The sequence below is a fragment of the Rhodopirellula europaea 6C genome, assembly GCF_000338295.1.
Classification (GTDB): Bacteria; Planctomycetota; Planctomycetia; order Pirellulales; family Pirellulaceae; genus Rhodopirellula; species Rhodopirellula europaea.
Window position 1 is genome coordinate 1 of record NZ_ANMO01000029.1, and the last position, 22,944, is coordinate 22,944.

The following is a 22,944-nucleotide window of genomic DNA, read 5'->3' on the forward strand; positions in this document are numbered from 1 at the left end:
TCAAGTGGTGGGATCCAATCCAAAGGCCAAAAGAGCGTATATGTTCGCTTTGGATTACCTTCGCATTGTCCCCGCTGGCGAAGCTGACTGAATGAAGGCGGCAATTGTGGCGTGTCCTTCTGGGACAGTTGCTCAGGCGAGAATCTCCTGGATGACTTTGCCGGCGACGTCTGTCAGTCGGTAGCTGCGACCGTTGTGGAAGTACGTGAGTCGCTCGTGATCTAGACCGAGCAGGTGCAGGATCGTGGCGTGCAGATCGTTTACGCTGACTGGATTCTCAACGGCCTCGTATCCGATCTCATCGGTTTCGCCGTAGCTGACGCCACCTTTGATTCCGGCTCCCGCCATCCACTGCATGAAGCCTTTGGGATTGTGGTCACGTCCCTTGCCGTTTTGCGAGATCGGCATGCGGCCGAACTCGCCGCCCCAGATCACAAGGGTCGAATCGAGCAACCCGCGTTGTTCCAAATCGGAAAGCAGACCAGCGACGGGCACGTCCGTCGCGGCGCAGTGATGGGTGTGGTTTTCTTCGAGGTTGTCGTGCGCGTCCCACTCGCCGTCACTGTAGACCTGCACGAACCGAACGCCGCTCTCAACAAGTCGTCGTGCCATCAAGCACTTCGACCCAAACGATTTGGACCTGGGGTTGTCGATTCCGTACAGCTGCTGCGTCGCTTTCGTTTCTCGCGAAAGATCGACGACCTCGGTGGCTTCTTTCTGCATTCGAAACGCCAATTCGAATGATTGCATTCGGTTGGCGAACTCGGCATCTCGCGTGTGACGCCGCATGTGTTCGTCGTTCAGCTTTGCCATCAAGTCGAGCTGTGCGACTTGGTCTTGTTTGGTGATTTGAGGTTGTCGTTTGAGGTTGAGAACCGGTGCACCTTGGGATCGGAAGAGCGTGCCTTGAAAGGTTGATGGGAGAAAGCCTGCGCCCCAGTTGTGAGGTCCACCTTTGGCACCTTGTGTGTTGCCCATCACGACGTAGCCGGGAAGGTTTTGGTTTTCACTGCCCAGTCCATACGTCACCCAGGCTCCCGCGGTGGGGAATCCCGGGCGTGGCAGCCCGCTGTTGATTTGGTAAATCGCCGGGACGTGGTCGTTGGACTCGCTGTAGCACGATTTGATGAACGCCATCTTGTCGACGTGTTTCGCGACGTGGGTGTATTTGTCGCAAACCCACTGCCCGCTTTCGCCATGTTGTTGGAACGAAAACGGCGACTTCATCAGCGGTCCCGGGTTGCCAAAGAACGCTTGAATGTCGGTTGTGTCGCCTTCTCGTTTGTCGAGTTCGGGTTTGGGATCGAACATGTCGACTGAGCTGGGCGCACCTTCCATGAACAACCAAATGACCGACTTCACTTTCGCGGGGAAGTGGCCCGGTCGCGGTGCCAGCGAAGTGATGGGATCTGAGAGGTCATTCGTCGGTGGTTCGGCCAACAAATTCTGCTCGGACATCAAATTGGCCAGGCCGATCATTCCTGCACCGGCACCCGCCCGGCACAGCCACTCACGGCGGCTGAGCATGTTCGCGACGCGACCGCAGGGAAACAGTTGTGAATGATTGGTCATTTTGGTTCGCCTCTGACTCAATGTAAGTTATTGAATGATGCGGTTGGTTGCCGGCGGTTGTTGAGTGGTTTCGGCGGGCTCGGAAGCCCATCGTACGGGGCCTTGAAATTCAATCGATGTAGATGAATTCATTGAGTCCGAACAACGACTGGCAAAAATCAGTCAGCGCTTCGATCCGCGAGTCTCGTTCCGCTCGGTCACTTCGTGCGTTGGCTTGTGCATCGATGAACTGGATCGAGGTTTTCATTTCACTCTCAGTTGGCGAACGGGCGAACACCGTTTCGAAGGCATCTTCGATGACCGGCTGCGGTTGCCATTTCGCTGGGTGGGATCCACTGGCTTTCTTCTGAAGCAAAAGGTTTGCGAAGTCACGAGCCACGGTGCGGACAAAGCGATCATTGAGAATCACCATCGCTTGAGGTGCCACGGTCGTGTTCTGTCTTCGAGCACAACTGGTCATCAGGTCGGGCCGATCGAACGCTTGAAACATCGGATAAGGAATCAAACGTTTGTGGAACATGTAGACACTTCGTCGCCGGGTCGTGGCGTCGTCGGGCGCGTTCTTGGGATAGCCTTCGCCTTGGATGTTTCTGGCCAGGTTGGCTTCCGGAGCGATGTAGGGCTTGTAACCCGGTCCGCCGGCTTGCAGGTTGAGCGTGTCGCTGACGGCAAGCATCGCGTCACGCATCACTTCCGCTTCGAGACGCAGCGGATTCATCTTCCACAACAGTTCATTGCCGAGGTCGATTTCCAAACCTCGTTCGTCAGTCGCATCCCGGGTGCTGGCTTGCTGCCAAACGGCACTGCCGAGAATTTCGCGGTGCAGAGTCTTGAGGCTCCAGCCACTCTCGACGAATGCGTTCGTCAGGTACTCAAGCAATTCAGGGTGTGACGGTGCGTCGCCATTGACGCCAAAGTCACCCGTCGTTTGCACCAGCCCCTTGCCGAAGTGATGGTGCCAAACTCGATTGACGATGACACGAGCCAGCAAAGCTCCGCCGCCGTGGTCAGTGTCGGTGATCCAATCGGCCAGGGCACGGCGCTGCAGCGTGCTCTTGGGTTCGCCGATTTCGTTGTAGGCTTCCTTGGCATTTCGCCAGTAGTCATGAGCGTCGGCGCCGGATGACAGCATGGCTGGGAACCCGATGTCGACTTCAATTTCGCGGTCGTAGAAATCACTTCGACGGAACAGCCAAGTCGTTTCACGTTCTTTGCCAAAGTCGCGAAAAAAGTATCCGTCTTTCCCACTGGGCAACTTGTCCGACACGCGATCGCCGCTGTGGAAGACGCCCAGCAGTTGGTAGTACTCTTTCGCCGAGAACGCATCGTATTTGTGATCGTGGCAGCGAGCGCAGGCGACCGTGATCCCAAGCATCCCAGACCCGAGTGTCGAAATCACATCGTCCAATTCGTTGTAGCGATTGGCGAGACGTTCACTTTCGAGAAACGAATCGGGCAGCTTGAACGACGTGCCGGCGGTCAGGAAGCCGGTGGCTGAAACGGCAGCGTCATTGTCCGGTTCGATTTCGTCGCCCGCGATTTGCCAACGGACGAATTGCTCGTAGGGCATGTCATCGTTGAAGGCTTGAACCACAAAGTCGCGGTAGTGATAGGCATGCGGTCGATTTTGGTCGGCTTCCTGGCCGTCGCTGTCTGCGTAGCGAGCCACGTCCAACCAATGTCTTCCCCAACGTTCGCCATAGCGGGTCGAACTCAATAGTTCATCGATCAGATTTTGGACCGCCGTCTTCGAGTCTACCGAATGGACATCAACAAACTCCGACGTTTGTTCCTGGGTCGGAGGCAATCCAACCAGGTCAAAGTACAAGCGTCGTACCAGAGTTCTCGCATCGGCCGGTTTCGCGGGGCGGATTCCAGCGTCATCCAATCGCCGCTTGATAAACAAATCGATCGGGCTCTTGGACCAGTTGTCGTGGGACGAACGTGTTGGCGGGACGACATTTTGCAGTCGTTGAAACGCCCAGTGCGTTTTTGCTCGATCCATTTTGGGATCGATGACGTCGGCGTCGTCTGGCCAAATTGCACCTTGATCGATCCAAGCACGAAGCAGGCTGACTTGTTCTTTGGTCAGCGGCTCGGATCCTTCCGGCGGCATCAACGCGTTGTCTTTCCCGCCGGACACCAAGTCGATGAGCAAGCTGTCTTCGCTGTTGCCCGCGAGGATGACTTCGTCGCTGTCTCCACCTTTGAATGCCTTGGCTTTGATTCCAAGGTTCAAGCCGCCTTCTTCCGTTGTCCCAGCGTGGCACTCGTAACAGTTGTCGCGAAGGATCGGTTGGATATCGCGGACAAAGTCGATTTGGCCGGAGTGATGTTGCAGATCAGAATGCGGTAATTCTGCATCGTTGGCCAGGCCAACGCTGCCGAGCGAGAAGAAACAAAACGCGATGAAAAGCGATCGAAAACCAAACGGAAAGATCATCGGATATTCCGTCCTGAGGGGAGGAGATGGGCGGGATGCTGAACGCCAACACAACTCAATGCGTCAGGCGTTGAACGATGCGTTTATGGCGGACCGAGTCACCGTGGTGGGGTGTTACGGTGCCGGTGTGAGGTTAGAGGATAGATGATCGCGACCTCGTTGCCATTCGCAGACGCGCAAATCACTTTCGATTTTTCGTTCAGGAGTGTCGTCTGCGAATGTTCATGTCGCGTGGTTTTGACGTCGGTATTCGCCCGGTGTGGTTCCAAAGTGCTGGCGGAAAGCTTGTGACAAAGACGCTCCGGTCGCGAATCCAGATTCGTATGCAATCGTTGAAATGGGTTTGTCTGAATCCAATAACAATCGTCCGACGTGAGACATGCGAACGCGACGAATCTCTTCGGCCGGGCTGCGATTGAGTTCCGCGCGAAAACGTTGTTCCAGCCTTCTTCGTGAGATTGGAAATGTTTGCAACAGGTCGGCAACGGTGATGCCGTCGCGAGCTCGATCACGAATGAACCGCAAGACTTCCGCGATTTCATCGTCCGGCATGGCGAGGATATCGGTCGAATGACGCCCGCGAACTTGAAGCGGCGGAATGAGGGTTTCGCGTTTTGGCGTGGCACTCCCGCTCATCATCTTTGACAACATCTGCGAAGCCGTTTCACCGAGTTGGTGACTGGCCAATTCAACCGCCGAGATCTGCGGCGACGCAACGTTGCACAGGAGTTCGTCGTCGTCTCCCGAAAGCACCGCGACTTCGTCGGGAATTTGAATCGAGTCGACTGAACAGATCTCGACCAGTTGCCTGGCCGGATAGGGATCCGCAGCGAAGATTCCCAGCGGACGCGGCAAAGTCGACAACCATCGGCGGACGTTGGAATAGTTGGTCAACCATCCCGCGGTGTCGTCACGGGTGGCTTCGTACATTGCACACTGATACCCGCCAGCGGCGACGGCATCTGCAAAGGCGATGGATCGCACGTCGGAGTATCGACCGATTGGGGGTGCATAGCAGGCAAAGTGAGTCAGCCCTCGATCGCGAAGATGCTCAAAGGCCATCTTTGCGCGGGCCGCGTCATCGGTCGCGACTCGTCCGAACCAATCGGCCTTTGGGATCATGATTCCAACATCCACCACCGGTAGGTTCAGACTTTTTACATGGCGGACAGAAGAGGCGGTTCGCAATGAAGCGATGATGCCGTCGCCGTTCCAAACCTTTGGCAAACGCAGGCGACCTTGGGCGTCACGAGGTGAGATCAGAACTGTCCAACCGCTTGAATGACCGAACCGGCAAATCGCTTCGACCACGTTGCGACCCCAAGAGTCATCGGTCTCAACAAGAATGCCAACATGTCGTGGTCGTTTCGTGGTTGTCACGGGGCCTGATCCCAAGGGCGGTCCAAGGTTTTTTGCGATGCGCATTAGCGTAGCAGAAGTGCGCAACTGCGCAGGGTTGGAAGGGAGGTCTCACCTACAATTCTTTCCGAGCGTTTGCTTCTCTGCGTGAACGCCAATCAATCATTCACCGCGCGTTATCCTGTCTCGAGGCAGGAACCAACGTCAAACAACACCGACGAGAAAGACATCAATGACCACTGCCGCGAAGATTGCTGTGATTGGTTTGGGAGCGATGGGGTACGGCATGGCCAAGTCCTGTTTGCGGGCCGGACATGAGGTTTGGGGCGCAGACATCTCGCCTGATCCAGTCGAGCGATTTCGCGCCGAAGGTGGCCAGCCCGGCGACCTCAAGGACGTCGCTGAGACGCTGGACATCGTTGTCGTTTCTGTCCTCAACGCCGATCAGACATCGGCGGTTTTGTTCGGTCCCGACGGAGTGGCACGCATGATGAAAGAGGGCAGCGTCGTGATCGCCTGCGCGACCGTGGCTCCTGACTTTGCCCGTGAGATGGCCAGTCGGTGCAACGATTGCGGACTGCATTACTTGGACGCTCCGATTTCCGGTGGCGCGGCCAAGTCCGCCAAGGGACAACTCTCGATCATGGCGGCTGGTTCTGAGAAAGCGTTTGAGGTGGCGCAGCCCGCACTGGACGCGATGGCCGAAAACGTATTCCGGCTCGGCGAGGTTGGTGCAGGTTCGGCCATGAAGGCGGTCAACCAACTGCTGGCGGGAGTTCACATCGCTGCGATGGCGGAAGCCATGACGTTTGGCATGACCCAAGGCGTGTCACCGGAAAAGTTTCTGGAGGTGATCCCGCAGTGTGCCGGGACCAGTTGGATGCTTGAGAACCGCGGGCCGCACGTTGCCGCCGGCGACTACACACCGCTGAGCCAAGTGAACATCTGGCCGAAGGACCTGGGCATCGTTTTGGACATCGCTCGGGATGCGAAGTTCAGTGCTCCGTTGACCGCCGCGGCGCTGCAGCAGTTCCTGGCCGCCGCGGGAATGGGGTTGGGCGCCGAAGACGACGCGGCTGTCGCGAAAGTCTACGCTCGCAACGCGAGTCTGGACCTGCCGGGGGATGATTGACTCAAGCGGTTGTGCCGTTTTACTTCACCCTCCCTTCGGTGCAGTCCAGGAATAACTTGGCATCCGCAATCAGAGCGTCAATGATGACGGCTTGTCGACGCAGTCCTCAACGACGTTTCAACGCATGGAGGATGGGCACCCTTGCCCGTCAGTGTCGGCCAAGACCGCCCATCACAACCCGAAGCGTGAGCGAGGGACGCCCCCAACTCCCATGACGGCCCCATCCGGGGCGACCGTTTGTTTTCCGGACTCAGTGTCTCGGGGCTACCGCCCCGAGCTAAGCATGACGGCCCCGTCCGGGGCGAAACCCAGGCGCCAGCCAGCGATACAGCACCAGAAAACTGCACGACCTGCTTCGTTTCGGGAGAAGTGGATGATGAATAAGCGACACGCGAAGCATCAGAGTAGAACAGTTGTCCTCAACTGTTCCGTCGGGCAACTCTCAACGGCCAAGCCCAGGTTCAATCATTTCCATCTGCAAGCATTCGCATCACGCTGCTCGACGACATCAACCAACCACGCGAACATTTCGAGACAAATGTTCGACTCTGTTTCCCATACCCGATCATTCCTGCCGAGCGGCTTAGAAAGCCGTTTTGATCTCTTCCAGCGACACGCCGAGCAGATGTTGAGCGAGTGGTTGGAGGTCCTCTTCGGTGCCGTGAATGTGGAACGTTCTCTGCACGTGTTTCATGGTGCCGCCAGGTGGCAATGCCGCGGCAGGTGAGGACGTTTCCAATTCGTAGAACGGACCGAGTGGTGGCTTGTTCGGTTCGGGCGATCCGTCGTTGTAGGAATTGATGACATCGCCGGCGTACGGTTTGTCTTGCAGTTCCCACATCGAATTGACGAACCCGTGCGGCGAGTCCTGCACGTTGTAGGTGACGATGTTCAGTACTCTTCCCGCGGCATCGTAACTGCCCGCAATGCCTTTGGATCGTTCTGGGGAGATGCCGATTTTGCCTCGACGAGTTCCATCGCCACGGAAGAACAGTTCTTGCTCCTCGACCCTCAGGTAGTCCGGTGGGACCTCGCCAAAGTAGGCGTCGTTGACCTTGGGGCCGAGTTCTTCTTCATCACCGGAGCGAAAGGGAATGACGACGGTTGTTGCGGGCGAAGGGTTGTACATGCCGAGGATCCAAATCGAGAGCAAACCCGTTTCGCTCTTCCAGGGATTCTCGCCCGTGTTGGTGATTCGATTGTCGGTTTCGTAACCCACGACGCGAAGATCGTCACCCAACTCAACCTGCAATTGGTCAGCGGCTTCTTGAGGGCTGAGCAGTTTGATTGTGCGATCGATACCGACGTTGAATTTCGTGCCACTGTGGTTGGTCAGTTTCGCTGAGTGACTGAATTTGGCGGAGACGTCTGTTTGCTCGACCAGTTCGTAAGTCTCGGTGTCGATCGCCGGAGGTGTCGTCCAGTCCGAGAACTCGAATTGAGTTCCGGGATCGAAGAACAGTCCGTACTGCCCACCTTCCGGCCCGAGCCAGAAACGTTCTTCACCGCCGAAGATGTAAATGTGTTCTTCGAGTTTGCCTGTTCTTTCGTCCTCGGAAAGGAAGCCTTGCTTGATGACCGGGCGATTGATCCAGCCAAAGCTTGGGCCGGTGTTGCGATCAAACGTGCTGGTCATCACCCGGCCTTGGTAGGCCGGCGCCACGGCGACCGCAGCATCACCGCGATGCAGCAGAACCACATCGGTGTGTTCTTTCATGAAGGCCACGTCATCGGCGAACCCGTCCACCGCGGTGGCTGATTCAGGAAAGAGACTCATGGTTGCTACCACCAATCCTGCAAGCTTTGTGAAAGGCGTGTTCTTCATCTCAGTTTTTCTCCGTGACATCGAACCGTTGAATGAATGGCAGCCCACCGCGTTGCTTGCCTTTTGGTCTTCCAATTTCGACGCCCCAATCCGGGAGTTGGCCTTTGCCGCTTTCAGTGAACGCTTCCGGCCGATAGGCGCCGCCTGCCCACGGGCCGTTTTCCACATGGTGAATTTTGGTGAAGTGAATTCCGTCTCCGGCATACAGGATTGAATTCGTGATCGCTTTCGGGCCAGTCGTGCCGATCATCGCGGCCACGCCTTTGCCTTGAGGCCACACCAAGACTTCGTGGTTGCCAGGGATCACCGGGTTGGCTTCGTGGCGCACGTAGGGCCCTTCTGGTTTGTCAGCGATTGCCAACCCCATTTGGGTTTGTCCGGGGCCTTTGCCCAGTTGGCGGCCTTTGTAGTAGAACCAAATCTTTCCGTCTCGGACGATCAAGCAAGCATCGTCGACCAGGTGACTGTCGAAGTCATCCCGGTTTTCGCTGTTGGACAGCGCCGGATTGGTTGCCAGACGCTCCCAAGGACCGTCGGGTGAATCGGAAACCGCGATGCCGATTTTCGAATCGGGTTGAAAGCCTTTGCCATACTTCTTGGATGTCCCGGTGTAGAACAGCCAATAGCGTCCTTCAGCGACCAGGATGTTGGGTGTGAAGACACTGGCTCCTTCCCAACTGCCGGGTTCTCCTTTCGCGAGGGCCATGCCTTTTTCGGTCCACTGATGACCGTCCTTCGACGTCGCGTACCAGATCGTGGCATCGTATCCCGGTGAGATCTTTCCTTTCGAATACCACACGTAAAAGAGGTCTCCGACTTGGATGATGTCGCTCGGGTCGCGGCGCATGACACCGGGTTCGGCGCCGATGCCTTCGACGGCCGAGTGCGTGACCACGACAGTCGGTGCATCGGGCGAATCAGCGTGGGCGGAGGTTGCCAACATCACGAGGAGGGCAGGGACAAAGAGTTTTTGCATGTTGGTGATCAAGGTGTTTTTACGAGTGAGGTGAATTTGTTTGCGGCCGAGTCAGGCAACGGTTCAGCGTTCCTGCGGGGCAACGAGATTGATTTTTCGTTGATCGGTTCCGGTCGTGTGAACGTCACCGAGTTCGTTTCGAATCCGTTCGGCTTGGCTTTGCAGGCGGACGACGATCTCGGGATGACGATCCGCGACGTTTTGCTTTTCGTTCACGTCGCGATCCAGGTTGAACAGCTGTGGCTTTTTGAGTGTCACAAAGCCTTTCGTTTTGTCGGGCTTCTTCGACCAGAATGGTTGGTCGTCCGTCGTGCGAGGAAGATGCAGCTTCCAGTTGCCTTCTCGGACGGCTTGCAGATTGGTGCCGTTGTAGTAGTAAAGAAACTGGTGCGGTGATTGGGTGTCTTTGCCCAGCAGGATCGGCAGAATGTTCTTGCCATCCAGCTTGCGATCATCCGGTGGCTGAACTCCGGCGAGTCCACAGAACAGCGGCAGCAGGTCCATGCTGGTCAGCGTGGCGTCCGAAACTTGGTTGGGTGCGATTTTGCCTGCCCAACGAAAGATCCCTGGCACGCGGTGGCCGCCTTCCATCGTGCAATACTTGCCGCCGTTCAATCCGCCAGCGGATCCATTTCGCGTGGGACCGTTGTCGGATGTGAACACCACCAAAGTGTTCTCATCGATCCCGGCATCGCGAATCGCTTGCATGATTCGGCCGGTGCTGTGATCCAGTTCTTTGATAAAGTCGCCGTACTTGCCTTTTTCAGATGTGCCGACAAAGTCTTTGCTGGGACGCAACGGGTTGTGCACGATGTGGTGCGATACATAGATGAAGAACGGATCGTCTTGCTGCCGATCGATGAACTCGATGACTTCGTCGGTGTAGCGTTTCGTCAGCACTTCGCAGGGAACGTTTTCTTGCTCCACCGCTTTGCCGCGATACAAGGTGTTGTGATTCTTGCCTCGCCGTGGTTCGTAGTTGCTGGGGATTCCAAAGTATTCATCGAAACCGGCATCGAGCGGGTGCGAACCTTCCACTTCCATTCCCAAGTGCCACTTGCCCACCATCAAGGAACGATAGCCAGCGGGATGCAGCAGTTCGGGGATCGTGAGCTCCTCCGGGGCAAAACCGTAGTCTTGGTATTTCGCGACGTTTTCGTTGCGGGCCACGGGCATGCCGCATCGCATCGGGTAGCGACCGGTCAGCAAAGCGGCGCGAGAAGGACTGCACACGTTGGCAGAGACGAAAAAGTCCGTGCTGCGAAAACCTTCTTCGGCGAGCGCATCGAGGTGCGGCGTTTTTACGCCCGATGAATCGTAGCAACTGATGTCACCGTAACCGAGATCATCCGCGAAAATGAGAACGAAATTGGGTGGTCTGTCGGCGGCCTCGATGGAGGAAGCTTGCAGCCATGGCATGGCAACGGCCATGAGCAAGCCAACCCAAAAACAGCATTGGCGATTCTGATTTGGAACGCCAGATCGGACAAAGGTGCGCATCGTGTGTTCTCAGTTGGAAAGTGGCTTGGGGTTGTCTTTGAAAGCAGCCGGCCGACTGTTAGTGGCGATGTCAGCGGCAAAGTCTTTCAAATGGCGTTGCAGTTTTTTGACAACTTGCGGATTGGCTTCGATGACGTTCACCTTTTCACCGAGATCCTTTTCGAGGTCGTAGAGTTGCTGGGGGACTCCTTTGTTGGCATGCAGTTTCCACTTGCCCGACCTCACCGCTGCCAATTGATTGCCGCGGTGGTAGAAGAAGACTTCGTGCGGTGATTGCGTTTCGCCTTTCAGCGTGGTCCAGATGTCTTTGCCGTCGATGACCCGGTCCGTTGGGATTGCTGCTCCGGCGAGCTTCGCGAATGTGGGCAGCAGGTCCATGGTGGACATGAGTTCGTTGTTTTCTTGGCCGGCGGGGACTTGTCCTGGCCAGCGAACCACGGTGGGTTCACGCACACCGCCTTCGAACGCGGTTCCTTTGTGTCCACGAAGTTGGCCGGCGCTGGCGAAGAGAGTGTTCTTTGGCGGTCCATTGTCGGACGTGAACAGCACCATGGTTTTCTCGTCGAGCCCATTGGATTTCAGTGCGTCGAGGATTTGTCCGACGGACCAATCGATTTCGGCGATCGCTTGGTGGAAGAGATTCGCACGCGTTGCGTAGTCAATGTTTCCGTCTTCTTTGTTAATGGCAACCACGACGTCATCGGCAACATCCTTCATGAACGGAGGCGAGACGTGCAGCGGCGCATGAGGAATGGGATGGGGGATGTACAGAAAGAATGGCTGGTCTTTGTTTCGGTCAATGAACGAGACCGCACGTTCCGTGATCCGTTTGGTCAAGAGGTCAGCGTTGGGTTCCATTTCGACGACGGTGTTGTTCTCCAGCAGAGGCAACGGTGGGAACTGGTAGTGATTCTGCCGAGGATGAAACGGATGAATGTCGTGGCTGTAGGGAAGGCCAAAGAACTCATCAAAGCCTTGTTTCGTTGGGAGGAATTCCGGTTGGTCGCCGAGGTGCCATTTGCCAAACATGCCGGTCCGATAGCCCACTGTTTTCAAAACTTCCGCGATGGTGATTTCATTGGGATGCAAGCCTTTGCGATCGCCGGCCAGCAGCACTCCGAAATTGGAACCCATCGCCATGCCGATCCGTTTGGGATAGCAACCCGTCATCAGCCCCGCTCGTGATGGAGTGCAAACGGGAGCGGCGACGTAGAAGCTGGTTAGCCGGGAACCTTCGGCCGCCATTTGGTCGATGCGAGGCGTGGCGACATGCTTTCCACCAAAGCAACTGAGGTCACCGTAACCTTGGTCGTCCGTGAGAATGACGATGAAGTTGGGCTTGGTCGTTCCCGCTGTTGTCCCGCGACCTGCCAGCGAGACGGACGCGGTGGGGGACGGAGGTTGTTTTGCGGTTTGGGGTTTCTTCTTCGGCGCCGGTTTCTTTTGCCGCGTGCCTTGGGATCCTTTGTTGGGACGATAGGACTCCAATAGCGTTTTCATTTCTTCCACGACCTCGGGATGTTCCCGATAGACATTGGTGGTCTGTGATCGGTCCTTTTCCAAATCGTATAGCTGAGCGGGCGGAGCATCCTTCTTGATGCGACCGTTGACAATGTCGCTGTTCTTATGGCCGGAGAACTGAACCGCGGCGGGACCGCCCCAGGCGTGATGCTGGGGTTTGGAACCGTTGAATCCGCCGCTGCCACGGGCTCCGATGTACAGCCACTTGCCTTTGCGAACGGCCAAGTTGCGTGGCTGGCGTGGTGCGAGGACCAACTCCGTCCGCAAGGGTTCGCTGGGTTCATCCAGCAAAGCAGGCAACATGTTGATGCTGTCTTTCTGCTCCGAAGATGGCATCTCCTGCTCGGTCAGTGCCGAAAACGTGGCAAACAGGTCGACTTGGCTGATCAGTTGATCGGACTGAGTTCCCGGTTTGATTTTGCCCGGCCATTTCGCGATCAAGGGCACGCGGTGCCCGCCTTCCCAGACGCCGAACTTGAACCCGAGCAACTCGCCATTGGGTTGATGCCCGGCTTTGACCGCATCGCGTCCTGCTCGGTTGAGCATGGCACCGTTGTCGCTGGTGAAGAGGACGAGTGTGTTGTCAGTCAGGCCATTGGCTTCGAGCGACTTCACGATCTCGCCGACCATCCAGTCCAACTCATGGACAAAATCGCCGTAGAGGCCGCACTGGCTGGTGCCTTTGAAACGGGGCGCCGGGGTGAATGGGTGATGAATGTTGGGGGTGGCGAAATACAGAAAGAACAGTTCGTCTTTCTTTTCACTGATCCACTTCACCGCGCGATCCGTCAGAAGCGTGCCCGTTTTTTCGTCGTCGTAGATTTCGTGAGCCTTGAGAGCACCGCTGAATCGGTTGGGGCTCTTGATGGACGCTTCTGCAGTAAACGTGGGCGTGGGGGACACGGGTTTGCCGCCGTACACCAACGGATCGTTTGGATCGTATCCGAAGATGCTGTCATCGTTGACATAGACGTAGGGGCTGCCGCTATTGACCAATGGCACACCAAAGTAGTGATCAAACCCGACGTCCTGAGGTCCCGGCCGCAGTGGCACTTGCCAATCGTTGGGTTCTTCTTTGAATCCCAGGTGCCATTTGCCGAGACAGGCCGTCGCGTAGCCTTTGTCCTTGAAGACCTTTCCGATCGTTTGCGTGTTCGTGTCGATGATCAAACCGGAAGTCGTCGGAAGCGGCCCCCAAACTCCTTGCCCGCCCATCGCGCGAACCGGATACTGGCCCGTCAGCAGCCCGTAGCGAGAAGGCGTGCACACGGCGGATGCGGAGTGGGCGTCGGTGAACCGTCGTCCTTCCGCGGCAAGCTGATCGATATTCGGTGTCGATAGTTTCGTCGCTCCATAGCAACTCAGGTCTCCGTAGCCGAGGTCGTCAACAAAGATCAGAACGACATTGGGTGGTCGCTCCGCCGCGGCGGATGTGCCGCAGGTGACAAGCATCACCAATGCGGCAGCGCAAAGAGGGATCAGGGATGAATTCATGAGGGGCATTTGCTTGGACGGGGATGAAGTCATGGCTGGAAGGAGTCGGTGCGGAAGGGGTAAGCGGGAAGCTTGGCGGCGTTGACCAGGTTCACTTTGGGTTTGCCCGCGAATGCGTAGCGAACATAGAGCGGGTGCGTCAGTTCAGACGAACTCAGGACCACGGTTTGACCGCTCAGCTCAGCCGTTGCGGGAACCCATTTTTGTGAATCGTCTGACAACCAAAATCCGGTGGGCGATTTTCCATCGAGGGTCCGCAGTCCCTCGGCATGTTCGAAGTGGACCACCAACCGATCGTCCAGCACTTCGACGCGTTTCATTTTGGGACCCTCCGCCTCGATGGTTTGGCCCAATGTCTCGCGAGCCGCCAGCAATGCCAGTCGTTGGCCGATGGGAAGCTTGTCTTTGGGATGAATGTTTTTCAGATCACCCAAGTCGATTGTGTTGACGACGGAAGTGTGCGGCAGTTCCAGTGATTGCAACTGCGACTCTCGCATCCAAGCCCAAGAGTGAGTGCTCGGATGTTCGGGGCCCATTTGCGGTCCCGTCGGCAGTGGCTTGAAATAGCCAGGCAACATCACGACCAGGAAGTGCATGCCCTCGTTGCCCCACTCCTTTCGGTAACGTTTGATCCATGCTTTCAAGGTGGGGCCATATTTCAGAATGCCCGAGTGGCGTGAGAACCAAGGTTCCTTTGACATCCCAAACATCGACTGGGTGTTCCGTTCGCCTTGGTACCACACCAGCCCGCGGCAAGCGTAAGGCACCAACGGATGAATCATCGCGTTGTAGAGAATGTTCGATTGGCGACGCAGGAAGATGTCGTCGGCTCGGCTCCAGGGTTTCTTGCCATTCAGAATGGAAGCGATCCGATCTTGGGTCGCCGTGTCTGCATCGAAGTCGTCCATCATCGTCTTGAAATGTGGCACGGTTTCAGTCATCTCTCGCGGCATCCAGGCTTCGATCGACGAACTGCCCCAACACGCCAACACAATGCCCACCGGAACGTCGCCGGCTTGTTCTAAAAAGTGAGCAAACGAAAATGCAACGGCGCTATTGGGTGGCTGCTCCGTCCATACGCCTTCCAAGCGATCTTGCTCGGTCATCGCGACGGTTCGTTTCACTTCGAAGCATCGAATGTTCTCTGAGCTGGCGGCCAAAGATTGGATTTCAGGAACCGCTGCGGTTGAGAACTGCATGTTGGATTGCCCGGAACAAATCCAGACTTCACCAACGACGACATTGGTGAACGAAACCGTGCCGGTGGAGCTGGAGACCTGCAGTGTTTGTGGTTCTGCAATGGCAGGCATCGGATCCAGCTGAACTTTCCAGGTTCCATCGGCATTGGCGACGGACTGCTGTTTTTGTCCAGCGAACTCCACCGTGATCGCCGTCCCCGGATCAGCCGATCCCCAAACCGGGACCGGCATCTTTTGTTGCAGCACCGCGTTGTCGGTGAACGGCGATGCGACCGACAATTCGGCCATTGCAGTTGCGGGATACGACAACAGAAAGCATCCGACGACGATTGCGAGACGCATCAGATGACTTGGCGAACGGTGCCGCATGGCGGGTGGGTCATTTGACATTGAGTGCCTCGATCCGTTGATGGTCGACTGGTCCGTTGAGGTATCCAAGCTTCGCGAGGAATTGATCGGTCTTGGCGAGCGTGTCGTTGAAACCGCCTCGTTTGGGATTGAAGAACCCGTGCGGTTGGCCTTCGTACAAATGGAGTTCTGTTGGGATGCCCGCAGCGATCATCTTGTCGCGAAAGGCTTCTGCGGTGGCGACAGGAACGTGTTTGTCTTTGGTTCCCAGGAACACAATCGCGGGTGGATCATCCGGCGTGATGTTGTGAGCGGGCGAGATCGCGGGGAACCACTCTTTGATCCGGTCGTAGCCATACCCACCCTCTTTCGCGTTGTCGTAAACCGGATTGAACAAGACCAACGCGTTCGGTTTGGAAGAGACGGAATGATCTTCTCCTTCGGCTTCAAAGCCTTCGCAGAAACCGGTTGCCGCTGCCACATGCCCGCCTGCGGATCCACCGCCCGCGATGATTTTTTCAGGATCGATGCCCAATCGCTGTGAGTTTTGACGGACCCAGCGGATGGCTGACTTGCCGTCTTCCACGCACGCGTCGGGCGTGACCTTCTGGCGACTCTTGACGCGGTAATCGGCCACGAAAGCAACGATGCCGCGAGAAGCGAGGTAGCGACTTTGCGGTGCCAATTGAGTCACCGTGCCTCCGTTCCATCCGCCGCCGAAGAAGAACACCGCCGCCGGTCGTTTGTCTTGGGCTGGATCGTGACCTTCCGGGTCAAAACGGTAGATGTGCAGATCATCGCCGGAAGCGGTCTTGTAAACCTCCGCGGTGGCGCCAGGCATGGCGACTTGTTCGGTCTTCGCCATCGCGGGCGTTGCCATCAGAAGGAACGCGATCAACAGCGGTAATGTCGGTGAGAATTTCATGGGGATGTTTGTTCTTGTGTGTTAACGGGCAGAAGTGGTTCGAATGATTCAGTAATTCACTGTTCCACCTCTCGCCGGTTTTTGTCGTTCGTTCTTCCACCAGTGGTCAGGGCCTTCGGATTCAATTCCCCGCCAGACCGTCATCAGTTCGTCTTTCATCGCTGCCGTTTTCTCTGGCATCGCGGCGGCCAAGTCGTGTTCTTCTTTCCAGTCGGTTTGGATCTCGTAAAGTTGGAACTTCGTGAGCGTTTCGTCACCGACCAGTTTCCAGTCACCGATGCGGAGTGCCACGCGATCGGCGGGAGGCGAAACGTGTGTTCGCCAGAACAGCGGGATCTTCCTCTCGACCGGTTTTCCGTCGAAGGCGGGCAGCATGCTGACGCCGTCAATCGTTCGGTCGTCAGGCAGTGGGATGCCGGTGATGTCCAGAACCGTTGCGAAAATGTCGGTGCCGATGACTGGGATGTCGCTGACGGTCCCCGGCGTGATGTGTCCTGGCCAACGAGCGACGCCGGGCACGCGAATGCCGCCTTCGTGGTCGCTGCGTTTGTTGCCTCGCAGTCCGCCCGACGTTCCGCCAAAGGCAGGCACGGGACCGTTGTCCGAAGTGAAAAACAGCAAGGTGTCGTCGCTGACTTTCTGCGTATCGAGGGCGTCCATCACCATTCCCAACGCGTGATCCATTTGGGTGATGTTGCCCATGTACTTGCTGTTTTCGTGTCCTTCATACAAGGACTGAAAACGCGAGTCGGTTGCGATGGGGGAATGCGGTTCGTGCACCCAAACCGTCATGGCAAATGGCTTGGACGGATCGTGAATCTCTTTCAGCCATCGTGCTGCTTCGGTGGCAACCAACTGGGCCGAGTAGCCTTCGAGCTTTCCAACGGGTTCGCCGTTGCGAACAAAGTTGTCGGGGTTCTGATGGCTGGGGCTGGCGTTGTTTTGAGTGCACATCCAATGATCGAATCCATGTTCGCTTGGATGAGGGAATTCCGGATTGCTGAACTGCTGCCTCGAGAGCAGATGCCACTTCCCGACGTGACATGTTTCGTAGCCGACGTCTTTCAGCAACTCCGGAAAGGTGATCTCACTGGCGCGCAGGTGGGCCTCGTGATTTCCTGACAAGTGCCGATAAACGCCGTTTCGATAAGGCGTCCGTCCAGTCAAAATCGCGGACCGGGATGGCGAGCAGACACCGCAGGCGGAATAGCACTGCGTGAACTTCACGCCTTGAGATGCCAAGCGATCAAGGTTGGGCGTTTGAATCAGGTCGTGGCCGTAGGTGGCGGAGTCGCCCCAGCCCATGTCGTCGGCGACGAACACCACAAAGTTGGGATGGGCCGCATCAGCAGCGTGTGCACCCGCCAATCTGGACGGCTGCGTGGCCAGCACGCAACCGAACAGGAGTGCCATCGAAATCGAATAGTTCGTCTTCATGTGGGGCAATCAGTTCGGGAGGTGGTCGAGGAAAAACTGCACGGTGCGTTCAACAATGGCATCTCGCGATGGATCGATGTCCGCGTCGACTTTTCGCCAGTTGTGCCCCGCGTTTCGAATGATCATGACTTGGACGGGGGCTTTGATCACGTCCGCTTTTTGTTTCATGTGGTGAGCGTGCTTGACCGGGATGGTCGTGTCTTTGTCGCCTTGGATCATCAACAGCGGCGGGCTGTCGGCACGCAAGAAATTGACCGGACTCATCTCACGGTAGAGTTCCAGCTTGTTCGCATCCGATGAATTCGAACCCAGAATGCGAGGTCCAAATCGATCGCGGAAGTCGGCTCGGTCGTCGTGATTGAACAGCTCGGTCTTTTCAAAATCACTGGGCCCGTACCACGAGACTCCTGCCAGCATTTGGTAAGGCGTTCCCGCCAACGCTTCGTCGCCCGGCAGTGTGTCCGGTGTCGTCAGCAACAGCATTTGTGCGATCTGCCCGCCGGCGGAATCGCCCATGACGAAGAAGCGTGTGGGATCGAGCCGAAGCGTTTGGCTGTTCTTTGCCAGATAGCGAACCGCATCCTTCGAGTCGATCACGCAGTCCCGCATCATCACGCCACTGTTCGGCTTGCACAGCCGATAGTTCACCGACGCCACCGCGAATCCTTGCTGGAGCAGTTGCTCAAACACGGTTTTGAACGAACCTTTGGCGGCACCCTGTTTGCTGCCTGCCGCCCATCCGCCTCCATGCGTGTACACGATCACGGGGCAGCGTTCATCGGTAGGCCGTTCGTCGGTTTGCTGTTCACTGGAGCCCAGTTTGGCCGGGTAGTAGAGGTCCAACAGCAGTTCTTTTTGCCCGACCGTTTTGTAAACGAGATCGAGCTTGCGTTCTCCGTCGGTGTCCAGAAACGCAGGCTGTTCTTGGCTCAGTTCATCGATCGAGAATTTTTTGTCCTGGTTGGTGTCGAGTTTTCGATAGCGGTTCCAGGCACGCGAATTTTCGCTCTGTTCCCAGGTTCCGTTGTCGTTCTTGTCAAACTTTTGCATCAGCCGCGTGGCAGCCGCTGTTCGGGCGGGAGGAGCGGCATCGGCCAGGGATGGCAAAAGGAACCAATGGCTGGCAACGAGCAAGATGGTTCCCGGAATGGGGAGTCGGATCACGGTGGGGCGTCTCCGGGTGAGATGACATGGATGCGTGGTTTACGACCGTCGATTCATTTCTTCTTTCGTTTGGCCTTTTTGCTCATGAACGGTTGCTTGTTCTGAACCGAAACGTTTCGGTCGAACAGCGTGCTGTGTCGTTGGTAGTCGTTGTACTCCACCGCCTGCGATTTCCACCTCGCGAGCTCTTGGTCGTACCGCGTTCGCATCGCCGCCAGCACGTCCGCGCTTGCTGGGTCGTTGGCCAGGTTCACCAGCTCCAACGGGTCGTTTTGCGTGTCGAACAATTCCTCAAAAGGTTCCATTCGCTCGTCGCCGTACCACCAGTACGTGTACCTGTATTGCTTCGTCAGGCAACTCAGACTGTGAGTGGACAGCGGTCCGAACACGTTGATGAACGACATTTGCTCGTGGCCACCATCTTCTGGATCTTGCAGCAGTCCCAGCAGGCTTTTTCCGTCCATGTTGGATGGGATTGGAAGGCCTGCTAGCTCCAGCATGGTGGGAGCGAAATCGAGGTTGCCGGTCAGTTGCTTGCAGCGGACTTGTTGTCCATTGAGTGGGCTGCGTGGATCGTAGATCATCAGCGGAACACGGGACGATTCTTCCATCGGCAACACCTTGGAACCGTAGCCGTGTGAGCCACAGATGTAACCGTTGTCGCTGGTGTAGATCACGACGGTGTTGTCCGCCACGCCTTGAGCTTTCAGTTCGTCGCGAATCATCCCGAGAGCGACGTCGATGGCATAAACCTGTTGATGGTACTTGGCCATTTCTCCGTCGTAGTCATCGTCATAGTGCCACTCGGTGAAGCGTGGGAATTGCCGACCGAGCTTGCTTTGTGGCGCGAGATGCTTGCTGTATTCCCGTCCAAAGTTCAACGGTTTGGTGAACTGTTTTCCTGCGTAGACGTGATTGAACCGTGGGTCCGGGGTTGCCGGTTTGTGAGGTGCCTTGAAACTGATTGATAAACAGAACGGTTGGTCTTGTTTCGCCGCTTCACGGATGACGTCTTTGCCAAAGGCTGCGTAAGAAAGTGTCGAGTGGGGATACTGCTTGGCATACTTCCGCATCGACTTGTTCTGTGCAGTCGCGTAGCTCGTTTGGCCTGGCCCGCCGCCCCAGAAGTCGAAGTCGTCTTCACACAAACCTTTGCCATCCACGACCAATCCGAACTTGCCCGCAAAGGCGGTGAGGTAACCGACATCGCGAAGGAGAACCGGATACGATTTGGCCCACACGTCTTGGTGCATGTTTCCGTGTTCGAAATTGCAACCGGTTTTGTATTCGTACATGCCAGTGAACACGTTGGCTCGGCTGGCCATGCAGATCGCGGTGGTGTTGTAGTGCTTGTCGAACAACACCCCGTCACGGGCGAGTTGATCCATGTTGGGCGTCAGGACGTCTTCGTTCCCATAGCAGCCAACGGAGTAGGTCGATTGGTCGTCGGCGAACAGGAAGACGATGTTGGGTGCCGCTTCGGCGTTGTTGGTTCCGTTTTGTTCGTCTTGCTGAGCGGACGCGGGAGTACAAAGCGTTCCGCAAACAATCGCGGTCGCAAGAAGAAGTGCTAGGAAGCGAATCATCGAAGCGTTTCTCGGCAAGGTTGGTGTGAGCATGTGCGGTCGTTCGGTGCTGATGTCGGAGAAGCAATTGATAGCGGCAGGACGCGAGCCCTCCGGTGACGTGCCGGGCGGTTGGCGCCGCTCCGCTAAGATGGACTCATTGAGGAACGGTTTCTTTATCTACAAGTCCGGCCTCTGAAACGTCCCAAGGCACGAAGCCAAGACGCAGTGCCGGGGAATCGGGACTCAGTCGGAAGTCGCCGTTGGCGGGATCCACAAACAACGGATCAACAGCCAGACTATGCGTGTCGACTCCGTCTTGCATTTGCTTGTCCAACATTTGCTCACCCAGGGCGGGGTCGCTGTCGCAGTAGTAGATGTTGTGATCGGTGTTCGCGTCCTTGGAACGAGCCAAAGCCCTGCCTCGCCGATCCTCGTTCGTTCGTCCTTTGCCAGGCGGCAGTTCATCAATGAACGTGCAGGTGTCCGAGGACGAATAGAAAATGTTTCGCTGGATCGTCGCCCCCGTGAGCGGACCTTCGCGAACTGAGAGGTAGTAACCTCGAGGCGGAGCGATGATGTCGGCCACGATGTTGTTTTCAACACGCGTGTTCAACTTCATCAGGATGCCCTGCGAGGTGCACTTGTAGATCAGGTTCTCAGCAATCAGCGTGTCGCGTTGGCCACCATCGGTGCGAATCGCGGCTTGCATGATCATCGGTGCAACGAGGTGATGAATGTAGTTGCGGCGGATCACGTTTCCCGCACCTGCCCCACGAACGTAGATCGCATTCCCGTCGCCGAGCATTTCCATCGCGTGATGAATCTCGTTGAATTCAATGGTGTTGTCGTGCGTGTGCAGATAGGGAAGCACGTCCTGCAGTTTGGGTTGCTTCGGCAGGGATGCGATTTCATGACGACGGATGGTTCGTCCGAGTTCTCTGCCTTGGCGTCGGAAGAAGTCCGTCATGCAACCGGAGAGAATGATTCCGGTGTAGGGGGTGTTGTGAACCAGATTGTTCGCGACACGATTCTCACCGCTTTGCCAAAGCATGATCCCGGGCGAGTGCGAGTAGATCCGGCCGGTGTGATGAATGTGGTTGTTGAATACCAGGTTTTCGCGATTGACGTCTTTGGTGCCGGGACCGTAACCGCACAACAGAATGCCAGCACCGCCCATGTGCTCGATCACGTTGCTGTCAATCACGTTGTGCCGCCCGTGCAGGTCGACACGAATCGCGGATCCACCGCTGTGAGCAAAGTGGCATTGCTGGATTCTGCAATGTTCTGTTCCTCGCAACCGGACCAGCGCGTTGGCTTTGTCGTGCATGTCCCAGTCGTGCTGCAATCCCGCATCGTCGGGAGCAATGCTGAAACGTTCGCCGTGCATGAAAGTCAGACCACGCAAGCAGAGGTTCGTCACTGGAATGTCTCGCGGGCCTTCTTTGTCGATCTTGCCTTCGATGCGGATCAGTTCCTTCAGCCTTGGGGCCAAGATTGGCGAATCGTTTCGCGGCCAAAGATAGAGTTTGCCAGCTTGAGTATTGAGAGCCCATTCGCCTGGCTCGTCGAGTTCCTCCAACGCATTTTCCACCCAGCACGAGCTGGTTGTTTTGAGGAAGTGCAGCGTGTTCATCGCATAGGTCGCGTCGATCGACGTTCGGGCGACCTGCTTGTTCTCGTTCACGGATTCCAGCGGCAGGATGTTCACGATCCACGCATGATGCGGGCGAACAACGATCTCGATGTCTTCGACGTTGGGCCAGTCCTTCAGGCGACCCGCCGGAAAATGCAGCTCGTTGCGACTGCCACCTTTCAGCGGAATGAACCCTTGCGATCGGGCTCGCGGGAGCATGCCTTCTGCATCGAAGAGTGTGTGGAACCGGCGGGAGACGTCAGCCACCTGCACCTTGCCGAAAGCTATATCCGGCAGACCGGGCGGGGCCGTCGTGACCGGTTGCCAATCCGTGATTGCTTGGCCGGAACTGAACACCGGCGTTTCACCTGGGTAAGCCGCGTAGGTGACTTTGCCGTCGCGGTGTCCTGAATCCTGCAGTCCGAAGACCACGGTTTCTGTCAAGTGATAGGTGCCACCGCGAATTAGAACCAAGGTATCGCTTAAATTGTTTTTGCCGGAGTGCCGGATTGCGTCACGAGCTCTGGCAATCGATGCAAACGGTCCGTCGGATTGGGAGTCGTTTGGTTCCGCGAGCGTGCCGGACCAATTGTCACGACCTTCGGGGGAGACATAGAAATCGGCCGGTTCGGCGGCGCAGCAATCGCCGACTGCCACCCAGATCGCTAGCAGGACGAGGACGAAGAATTGGAACGAGCTCAGCTTTGCTTTGCGATTCACTGGGTGGATTTCTCTTGGACTCTCGACAAACCGTTTTCGCCGGAACGCTTCGTGATCGTTCGGGTTTGCATGTCGGCGATGGGAGAGGTTTGGTACCCCCTGATTGTTTGCGACAGCGACAAACAGGC

General features: G+C 56.6%; 14 protein-coding genes. 1 reads left to right on the top strand and 13 read right to left on the bottom strand.

All coding sequences use genetic code 11. The features are described 5' to 3' along the window. Positions 1–132 precede the first annotated feature (132 nt). The 3 genes from RE6C_RS02800 to RE6C_RS02810 all read right to left on the bottom strand — a co-directional run bounded on the left by RE6C_RS02800 (position 133) and on the right by RE6C_RS02810 (position 5,395). Positions 133–1,572 carry a DUF1501 domain-containing protein gene (locus tag RE6C_RS02800; RefSeq protein WP_008653661.1) on the bottom strand — a complete coding sequence of 480 codons (1,440 nt, stop codon included), beginning with the start codon at positions 1,570–1,572 and terminating at the stop codon, positions 133–135. A 109-nt stretch (positions 1,573–1,681) separates the two neighbouring features. Further along, positions 1,682–4,015, bottom strand: a complete 2,334-nt coding sequence (locus RE6C_RS02805; RefSeq protein WP_008653663.1) for a PSD1 and planctomycete cytochrome C domain-containing protein — start codon at positions 4,013–4,015, stop codon at positions 1,682–1,684. 222 nt (positions 4,016–4,237) lie between these two features. Next, on the bottom strand, positions 4,238–5,395 hold the full coding sequence (locus tag RE6C_RS02810) for an AraC family transcriptional regulator (protein ID WP_236615640.1): 1,158 nt from the start codon (positions 5,393–5,395) through the stop codon (positions 4,238–4,240). 160 nt (positions 5,396–5,555) lie between these two features. On the opposite strand from RE6C_RS02810, the gene ltnD reads away from it, so the two are divergent. Further along, positions 5,556–6,506 (top strand): L-threonate dehydrogenase, encoded by a 951-nt coding sequence (gene ltnD / locus RE6C_RS02815; protein WP_390175910.1) that lies wholly within the window; start codon positions 5,556–5,558, stop codon positions 6,504–6,506. Positions 6,507–7,089: 583 nt separating this feature from the next. Here ltnD and RE6C_RS02820 read toward each other — a convergent pair. The 10 genes from RE6C_RS02820 to RE6C_RS02865 form a co-directional block, all read right to left on the bottom strand. Further along, a complete protein-coding gene (locus RE6C_RS02820; protein WP_008653668.1) occupies positions 7,090–8,331 on the bottom strand; it encodes a DUF6786 family protein in 1,242 nt (413 codons plus the stop codon). 1 nt (position 8,332) lies between these two features. Then, complete coding sequence (locus RE6C_RS02825; RefSeq protein ID WP_039961037.1) at positions 8,333–9,307, bottom strand: family 43 glycosylhydrolase; 975 nt, start codon at positions 9,305–9,307, stop codon at positions 8,333–8,335. A 63-nt stretch (positions 9,308–9,370) separates the two neighbouring features. Beyond that, entirely contained in the window at positions 9,371–10,807 is a 1,437-nt protein-coding gene (locus RE6C_RS02830) for a sulfatase family protein (RefSeq protein WP_008653671.1), read from the bottom strand. 9 nt (positions 10,808–10,816) lie between these two features. Beyond that, positions 10,817–13,831, bottom strand: coding sequence for a sulfatase-like hydrolase/transferase (locus RE6C_RS02835; RefSeq protein ID WP_390175911.1), 3,015 nt, complete (start codon positions 13,829–13,831; stop codon positions 10,817–10,819). 20 nt (positions 13,832–13,851) lie between these two features. Continuing rightward, entirely contained in the window at positions 13,852–15,411 is a 1,560-nt protein-coding gene (locus tag RE6C_RS02840) for a sialate O-acetylesterase (RefSeq protein ID WP_052034909.1), read from the bottom strand. Beyond that, positions 15,401–16,294, bottom strand: a complete 894-nt coding sequence (locus tag RE6C_RS02845) for an alpha/beta hydrolase (RefSeq protein ID WP_008653677.1) — start codon at positions 16,292–16,294, stop codon at positions 15,401–15,403. Before RE6C_RS02845 ends, RE6C_RS02840 begins: the two co-directional genes overlap by 11 nt. Before the next feature lie 48 nt (positions 16,295–16,342). Continuing rightward, positions 16,343–17,731: a sulfatase-like hydrolase/transferase gene (locus RE6C_RS02850; RefSeq protein WP_008653679.1), complete on the bottom strand. Its 1,389-nt coding sequence runs from the start codon at positions 17,729–17,731 to the stop codon at positions 16,343–16,345. Positions 17,732–17,740: 9 nt separating this feature from the next. Then, positions 17,741–18,895, bottom strand: a complete 1,155-nt coding sequence (locus RE6C_RS02855; protein WP_008653681.1) for an alpha/beta hydrolase — start codon at positions 18,893–18,895, stop codon at positions 17,741–17,743. Positions 18,896–18,948: 53 nt separating this feature from the next. Next, a complete protein-coding gene (locus tag RE6C_RS02860) occupies positions 18,949–20,481 on the bottom strand; it encodes a sulfatase family protein (protein WP_039961038.1) in 1,533 nt (510 codons plus the stop codon). A 136-nt stretch (positions 20,482–20,617) separates the two neighbouring features. Next, a complete protein-coding gene (locus RE6C_RS02865) occupies positions 20,618–22,816 on the bottom strand; it encodes a right-handed parallel beta-helix repeat-containing protein (protein ID WP_008653685.1) in 2,199 nt (732 codons plus the stop codon). Between the last annotated feature and the right edge of the window lie 128 nt (positions 22,817–22,944).